Source organism: Rhodococcus sp. AW25M09 (assembly GCF_000333955.1).
GTDB lineage: Bacteria > Actinomycetota > Actinomycetes > Mycobacteriales > Mycobacteriaceae > Rhodococcoides.
In genome coordinates this window covers 22,262-29,117 of sequence record NZ_CAPS01000017.1, presented here as the reverse complement: position 1 = coordinate 29,117, position 6,856 = coordinate 22,262, and the positions used below count along the sequence as shown (strand labels likewise).

At 63.4% G+C, this 6,856-nt stretch carries 9 protein-coding genes; 2 read left to right on the top strand and 7 right to left on the bottom strand.

Going from position 1 to position 6,856, the window contains the following annotated elements:
* Positions 1 to 20: 20 nt before the first annotated feature.
* The 5 genes from RHODMAR_RS03095 to RHODMAR_RS03075 form a co-directional block, all read right to left on the bottom strand.
* Entirely contained in the window at positions 21 to 347 is a 327-nt protein-coding gene (locus tag RHODMAR_RS03095; protein WP_042937772.1) for a hypothetical protein, read from the bottom strand.
* 49 nt (positions 348 to 396) lie between these two features.
* Positions 397 to 1,140, bottom strand: coding sequence for an AIM24 family protein (locus tag RHODMAR_RS03090; protein ID WP_008711183.1), 744 nt, complete (start codon positions 1,138 to 1,140; stop codon positions 397 to 399).
* Between the two features lie 8 nt (positions 1,141 to 1,148).
* Positions 1,149 to 1,826: an AIM24 family protein gene (locus RHODMAR_RS03085; protein ID WP_008711181.1), complete on the bottom strand. Its 678-nt coding sequence runs from the start codon at positions 1,824 to 1,826 to the stop codon at positions 1,149 to 1,151.
* A 1-nt stretch (position 1,827) separates the two neighbouring features.
* The gene (locus RHODMAR_RS03080) at positions 1,828 to 2,436 is read right to left on the bottom strand and encodes an AIM24 family protein (RefSeq protein ID WP_008711179.1); all 609 of its coding nucleotides are present in this window, start codon (positions 2,434 to 2,436) and stop codon (positions 1,828 to 1,830) included.
* Positions 2,437 to 2,503: 67 nt separating this feature from the next.
* Positions 2,504 to 3,481 (bottom strand): LLM class F420-dependent oxidoreductase, encoded by a 978-nt coding sequence (locus RHODMAR_RS03075; protein WP_008711178.1) that lies wholly within the window; start codon positions 3,479 to 3,481, stop codon positions 2,504 to 2,506.
* Positions 3,482 to 3,540: 59 nt separating this feature from the next.
* Here RHODMAR_RS03075 and RHODMAR_RS03070 point away from each other — a divergent pair, with 59 nt between their 5' ends.
* Positions 3,541 to 3,921 carry a VOC family protein gene (locus RHODMAR_RS03070; protein ID WP_008711175.1) on the top strand — a complete coding sequence of 127 codons (381 nt, stop codon included), beginning with the start codon at positions 3,541 to 3,543 and terminating at the stop codon, positions 3,919 to 3,921.
* Between the two features lie 4 nt (positions 3,922 to 3,925).
* Here RHODMAR_RS03070 and RHODMAR_RS03065 read toward each other — a convergent pair whose 3' ends face one another.
* A complete protein-coding gene (locus RHODMAR_RS03065) occupies positions 3,926 to 4,969 on the bottom strand; it encodes a S1C family serine protease (protein WP_232433558.1) in 1,044 nt (347 codons plus the stop codon).
* Positions 4,970 to 5,116: 147 nt separating this feature from the next.
* Between RHODMAR_RS03065 and RHODMAR_RS03060 the strand changes: the two genes are divergently transcribed.
* Complete coding sequence (locus RHODMAR_RS03060; protein ID WP_008711171.1) at positions 5,117 to 5,950, top strand: DUF72 domain-containing protein; 834 nt, start codon at positions 5,117 to 5,119, stop codon at positions 5,948 to 5,950.
* 48 nt (positions 5,951 to 5,998) lie between these two features.
* Here RHODMAR_RS03060 and RHODMAR_RS03055 read toward each other — a convergent pair whose 3' ends face one another.
* Positions 5,999 to 6,796, bottom strand: a complete 798-nt coding sequence (locus RHODMAR_RS03055; protein WP_042937782.1) for an IclR family transcriptional regulator — start codon at positions 6,794 to 6,796, stop codon at positions 5,999 to 6,001.
* Between the last annotated feature and the right edge of the window lie 60 nt (positions 6,797 to 6,856).

The following is a 6,856-nucleotide window of genomic DNA, read 5'->3' as shown; positions in this document are numbered from 1 at the left end:
CGCGGTCCGATGCACCCGATTCAGTCTTCGAGGACGCTGACGCTCACGCCGTAGGGCAGGAAACGGACGCGTCGGCGTGGGTCGGTGTTGTCCTTGTGGGCCCGGAGAGCATCGAGTTCGGTGGCGTAGAGCTGGTCGATCTGCGGTGATCCGGCGTCGTCGACGCTGTAGATTGCCCAGACTCCATCACCCTTCTGACCAGTGGTTTCGGGCTCCGGTGGAGCTTTGGGAGCCCCGACGTTGGGAGCGAACAGTGAGCCGACCACCTCGCGCAGTCCCTCGGTTGCTTCCCGGGCGAACTTGTCGAAGTCGTCGGATCCGAATCCGAACGGTCCTTGGTTGGCCATGGCGTACCTCCTGGATGAAACTCCAGTATGCGCGCTACCGCGGATTGGGCTACTGCTGTAACCGGGCTCCTATGGTGTTGTGCAGTGCACGTAGCGAGTTCTGACCGAGTGAGACCGTCTGAGATTCGATGTAGCGCAACAGGTGTGAATCGTTGAGCACCTTCTCGCTCGACTGGATCAGCACGGTGCCGGTGCCGGTGAAATCGAATTGGCGCTCCTCGCCGCTGTTGGCTCCGAGGAATCCGCGGGCAGCACCGAGGAAGTTCTGCATCCAGTCTGCGTCGAAGTGATGCGAGGGCGAGGGGCAATCAGCCCATCCCACGAGGGCTTCCGGGTCGATACGTAGCGGCGGCTCGGCGAACATGACGGTGCCATTGGACGAGGCCAGGAACTTGCCGGTACCGAGCAGAGTGAGAAATCCCGGGACGATGGATTGCTTGAGATCCAGAGTCGGCTCGAATGCGAGCAGATTCGCGGCCCGGATGGTGAGGTTGCCGTCGTCGAGGTCGTAGCTGTTGATGTTGAAACCGCGGTCACCGAGGATCAGCTTGCCCTGCCCCTGCGCGAGGACCCAGTCGTTCGAGTACAGCGGAGACGAGAACCGCGCCGCGACGATGGCGGGCATGGACGTCTGCCCGAGCGGCTCGAAGCGGACGTTGCCGTAGTACGCGATCATCGCGCCCTTCGACGTGAACCACGGCTGACCGGTGAGTTCTACGCAGAACGCGTAGTCGTTGCCGGGGACGTTGTCGTTGACCGGCAGCGTGTACGGGGTGTGAATATCCAGACTCATTCCGGCTCCTAGAACTTCTGTTCGGAGGCCTGGACCCACACGGTGCCCATGCCGGTCATCTTCAGCTGAATTGCCTCGCCGCTGCCCCTACCGACGGCGTCTCGCCAGCCGACGTTGGCGGAGATGTCCACGTTGATGTTGCCGATGTGGCAGACGTACGCCTGCGGGTCCACCACCACCTGAGGGTGATCGGGGCCGACCTGCAGTGCAGTAGCTCCCCCGTGTGACAACACAGCGACGCTGCCTTGACCGGTCAGCTGGGTGGTGAACAGGCCCTGACCTGTCATCGCGCCGCGTACCGCCCCGCGGACTCCGCCTTGCGAGGTCAGCGCCACGACGGAACTCTGCAGGTACCCGTCGTGCACCAGTAAACGGTCGGCTTCGACGGTGAGCATCGAGGAACCGTCGAGATGAATCACTTCGATGTAGAGCCCGGCGTGGCCGTAGAAGACCTCGCCCTGACCCTCTGCGGCCATCATCGCCACATGCTCGCCTGCCATCATCCGCCCGGCCATCCCGGCAACACCGCTCATGCCAGGCATGGCACCGGCCGAGCCGCCCATCGAGTGCGGAACGAATCGCACGTCTCCGGTGTAGTAGAGCATCGAACCGCGACGAGCCAGCACGTTCTGATGGGGCGCGAGAACGGATTTCACGACTTTACTGTTGACCAGTTCGAGCGGCACGTCAGCGCTCCTCGGGTTGGATGTACACGACGCCCTGGCCGTCGAAGCGAAGGGAGAACGCCTCGCCGCTGCCGCCGCCGATGGCGGAGCGCCACGTGACGTCGGTGACGAAGCTCTGGTTCAACTGGCCACGATGGGCGACGAACGCGTCTGGATCGACGACGAGCGGGTATTGCGGATCGACGGCGAGGGCGATGATCGGCCCGCCTTTGGACAACAGGGCTACGGTGCCGGATCCGCTGACGACAGTGGTGAACAAGCCCTGGCCCGAGCTTGCGCCGCGAAGGCCGGAGAATTTGATGTCGGTCTTCAATTGACCTGTGAGAGCAAGCAACTGCGACGACTCGACGTGGAGGTTGTCACCTTGTACCTCGACGAGAGTGATGTCCTGGGCGTCGACGGCGAAGTAGACCGTGCCCTTGCCGGACACATCCATCAGCGACAGCGATTCGCCGGTCACCTTCTGCTTGAGTGCGGCACGAAAGCCGCCGCCACCGCCGACGCCTGCGCTCTTGAAGGCGACATCGCCCTCGTACGCCACCATCGAACCCGACAGTGCGCGCAGAGCGTCACCGTCCAGGTCGGCGACCAAGACACGGTGCCCGTTCATCCTCAGCTGTGCCACGGGGGAATGATGCCACTGCTCGCTCCCCCGTGGCTACTGCTGCAGAAATAAACTAGATGAGCGGCTTCAGTGCCTTGCCTGCCAGTTCGACGACTCCCGGCTGGTGCCCGTTGGTGACGAGGTTGATGATGATGCCGTCGATTCCCTGATCGAGCACGCGCTTCTGAACCTGCTCGGCGATGTCGTCCGGGGTTCCGCAGAACTGCCGGTCGGTGGCCTTGGCGGCGTCCTCCTCCGACAGGTTGGTCAGATCCAGGCCCTGCTTCAGCAAGAATTCACGCTGCATTTCCTTGGCCTTGTCGCCGTCCTCGTCGATGATGACGAAGGTCAGGAAGCTGGTCTCCAGGTCCTTGGGGTCGCGGTCTACCTCCTCGCAGCGGGCCTGCACCGCGGCGAGCTTGCGCGGCAATTCCTTTGCGTCGCAGATGATGTTGAGGTGGTCGGCGAACTGGGCGGCCAGGCCGAAGGTCTTCTTCTCGCCACCGCCGCCGAGCATGATCGGCAGATCGTCGCGGATGCGAGGCTCGTTCATCGCGTTCTCGACCTGGTACCAGAGGCCGTCGAACGTGGGTCGCTGGCCGCGGAGCATCGGTTCGATGATCTGCAGGGCCTCGTCGAGCCGCTCGAATCGGTCGGTGAACGTGCCGAACTCGAGTCCGAAACTCTGGTGTTCGAGCTCGTACCAGCCGGCACCGATCCCGAGGATGGCGCGACCACCGCTGACCACGTCCAGCGTGGTGACCGTTTTGGCCAGGATCGCCGGGTTCCGGTAGGTATTGCCGGTGACCAGAGCGGAGAGCTGGATGGTGTCGGTGGCGGTCGCGAGGGCGGACAACGCGGAGTAGGCCTCGAGCATCGGCTCGTCGGGCTTGCCGATTCCGGGAAGTTGGTAGAAGTGATCCATCACGAATGCGGTGTCGAATCCGGCCGCTTCGGCCTCGCGCGCCTGCGCGATGACCTGGGGGAAGAGTTCTGCGACCGAACCGTCGTAGCTGAAGTTGGGCATCTGGTAACCGAGGCGAATAGTCACGAGAGCCACGCTACTCGGATATCGGCCCGTGGCATGCGCGAGAGCGCGATAATTCGACGATGACAATCTTGGAGCTGACCAGGCAGCCGTTCTCCGGATTCGCAGTCGACGACCTACCAGCGGCGCGCGCCTTCTATGCCGAGACGCTCGGACTGACGGTGACCGAGAACAAGATGGGCATGCTCGAGCTGCACCTGGGGAGCGGGGCGATCGTGCTGATCTATCCGCGCCCAGGGCACGTGCCCGCGCAGTTCACGATCTTGAACTTCCCGGTGGGCGACATCGAGAGTGCAGTCGACGCGCTGGCCGCGAAAGGGGTTGTGTTTCAGCAGTATCCGCAGATGGGTACCGACAACAGGGGAATCTTTCGACACGGTGGACCGCTGATCGCCTGGTTCACCGACCCGGCAGGGAACGTGTTGTCGGTGGTGCAGGACTGACGCTTCAGGCTGTCGGGGTTCCCTGGGCGAGAGTGACTGTGCCGGAACTCGTGACGCCGCCGTCGTCCACCCATTCCACGACGGCAGAATCGCCGGGGACTCTGCCGATGAGCGCCTCGGACAAATCCGACGAGGACCGAACCTGTATACCGTCGACCGAGACGACGATGTCCCCAGCCGACAATCCCGCTGCCGCCGCTGGGGAATCGGAGGTCACCGAGACGACCGCCGCTCCGACCGCAGGCTTGTTCTCGAAGACCGAAACATCTCGCACCGACACCCCGAAATACGGCGTCGGTCCCACATGGACTGTGCCGCCCGACTTTCCGGCGATCACCTGCTCGAGCACAGCTACCGCCTCTGCGATGGGGACGGCATACGCCTCAGGTGCCTGGGGTGGCGAGAACTCGGTTCCGTTGCGCGCCTCGTCGGACAGACCTGCAGTGTTCACACCCACCACTCGACCCCAGGCATCGAACAGTGGGCCACCCGAATCACCCGCTCGCACATCGGCATCGACGCGGATCATCCGATCGAGCGTGTTCCGCGAGCCGTCCACCGAACTACGAGTACGCACCTGCTGATCGAGGGCGGTCACAGCACCGGGAGCCGGCACCAATACCCCCGCGCCCGAGGCATTCCCGACAGCGGTCACCGCATCACCCACCTCGGGAGGTGGGTCCGGGGCAAGCTCGACCACTGGCAGGTCGGCCGCGGTGATCAACTGCACGACCGCCACGTCGCGAGATTTGTCGTAACCCAACACGGTGGCGTCGTAGATCAGTCCGTTGCCCATGTGCACTGCGCTGATCTCGGTGGCGTTCTCGACGACGTGGAAGTTGGTGAGCACAATCCCGTCGGGGGCGACGACGAAGCCGGTGCCCGCAACCCCGGTGTAGCCGGCCGATGCCGACAGGGTGACGACGGTGGGATCGACCCGAGCGGTGAGCTCGTCGAGCGTCAGTGGAGGTGGTTCGACGACCGGAGCGATAGTAGGTGCCTGCGCGGCGGTGAAGTCCGCGGTTCCGGGATCGAGTGGCGGAGTCACGAAAAGCCACATACAGGCAGCGACCAGCGTCAGCACCACCGCTCGCCCGCCCGCCCGCATAGCTACTCATTATTGACCGAGGACGTCCGCTGTGCCAGCCAGTGCTGAACACTGCTCGCCTCTAGCCGCCGCGTCTACAGTCTGCTCATGCCTGCGTCGCATCGACCTCGAGTTCTGATCGGTATCTCCGGTTGGACCTACGCGCCGTGGCGCGGCGATTTCTACCCGGCCGGCTTGGCGCACCGAAAGGAGCTCGGGTACGCGTCGGAACAGTTGACGTCCATCGAGGTCAACGGCACGTTCTATGCGATGCAGAAGCCGTCGAGCTTCACCAAGTGGCACGACGAGACGCCGGACGACTTCGTGTTCGCAATCAAAGGCGGCCGATACGTCACGCATATCAAGCGTCTGGTCGGCGTGGAGGGTGCTCTCGCGAACTTCTTCGCCACCGGGGTGCTGACGCTGGGCGACAAGCTCGGGCCGTTCCTGTGGCAGTTGCCGCCGAACCTCGAATTCGACGCGCAGAAGATGTCTGACTTCTTCGCTGTATTGCCCCGAACTGTCTCTGCTGCAATTACTTTGGCGGAATTGCGGGACGACAAGCTGGCCGAGGATCGAGTGCTGTTGCCTGCATCCTCTGATCGGCCACTCCGGCACTGTGTGGAGGCTCGGCATCAGAGTTTCGCCTGCGACGAAGCGGTGGAGTTGTTGCGAAAGAACGACATTGCGTTCGTCGTGGCCGATACCGCGGGTAAGTATCCGTACGTCGACACTCCGACAGCCGATTTCATATACGCCCGGTTTCACGGCGACGAGGAGCTGTATGCCAGCGGCTACACCGACGCGGCCTTGGATCGATGGGCCGGCAAGATCGCGGACTGGACGGCAACGGGTCGCGACGTCCACGTGTACTTCGACAACGACATCAAGGGCTACGCACCGTTCGACGCCATGAAACTGATCGAGCGAATCGATCGGTGAATCGGGCTCTCTGCGTTGATCTAGGAACGGGGCTAGACAGCTGTAGTTTCAACTAGTCGCGGGTAGGGCGGCGGCGACCCGAGACAGAGCAGCCGCGGCAGCGACGATAGTGTCGATCTTTCTCTGCAATGCCACGCCCTCGAAGGCCTCGATCCGTCCGCCGACGCTGATGGCTGCCACGACCGCCCCGCGACGTCCCAGGATCGGCGCGCCCACCGCAGCAACTCCGGCCAGATAGTCGGAGCGGCTCACGGCATACCCCTGCGTCCGGATCTGCTCGAGGTGTGACATCAACGCGGACGATTCGGTGACCGTCTCGGGCGTGTATGCCGGCAGCGATCCTGTCAGCCATTGATCGCGAATCTCTGCCGAGTGCGCCAGCATCGAAATTGGTCCTGCTGCAGCGTGGTACGGCAACACGGATCCGATCGAGATGCCCGCGACAACGAGCGAGTTGCTGCCCTCGAGCCGATCGATACACACGGCACCCTCGCCGGCAGGAACCATGAGATACGCAGTGTCGCCGAACGTGTTGGCAATCTCCCGCATGTACGACGCGGCCGCGCCGCGAATGTCGAGTTGGGTCAGAGCGGACGACCCGATCTCGAAGACGGGCATGGCAATTCTGTACGAGCCCTCGGGTGTTCGGTCCACCCAGCCGGCGTGGATCATCGTGGTCATCAACCGGTGCACGGTGGTTTTGTTCATTCGACTTGCTGTCGTCAGGTCGTTGAGTGTCCACACCGGATGCGAGGTGTCGAAGTGCTCGAGCAACCGGCACGCCTTGACCACCGCGCCGACGATGTCGCGGCCGGCATGAGCGTCGGACTCGGTGGGCGATGCCACGTGTGCTCCTTCGATCGAACTGGGAACTGCTGCCGCCATCCTACGAACCCCCCTTGACTT